Origin of the sequence: Rhodococcus sp. IEGM 1381 (assembly GCF_030056795.1) — a bacterium.
Classification (GTDB): Bacteria; Actinomycetota; Actinomycetes; order Mycobacteriales; family Mycobacteriaceae; genus Rhodococcoides.
In genome coordinates, this window is record NZ_JASHKQ010000042.1 from 1 (window position 1) to 245 (window position 245).

The 245-nt window shown below is 65.7% G+C and carries 1 protein-coding gene; it reads left to right on the top strand.

The genetic code is table 11. The annotated features are described in order from the left end of the window. Positions 1 to 35: 35 nt before the first annotated feature. Positions 36 to 245: hypothetical protein (locus QM797_RS26190; RefSeq protein ID WP_283278656.1), on the top strand; the 210-nt coding region annotated here is incomplete at its 3' end.

Genomic DNA, 245 nt, shown 5'->3' on the forward strand with positions numbered 1-245 from the left:
AGCTGTGCCGTGTGCCCTTGCCGACGGGTGTGTGGGTGCAGAACAGGGCTGCAGCGGAGGTCAGTGATCCCAAGCGACGCTGGTGTCGGTTGTCGCTGGCGGTAGCGGCGGCCGCGCCTGTTCCGGGTGCCGGGCCTTGGGCTGACGTCGAACCGGATGTGGCGGAGTCGGATGGTGGTGTGGAAGAGCTTGATTCCGAAGAGTTCGGTGCGATATCGGGTGCCGGCGATGTCTGTTCCGCAGGT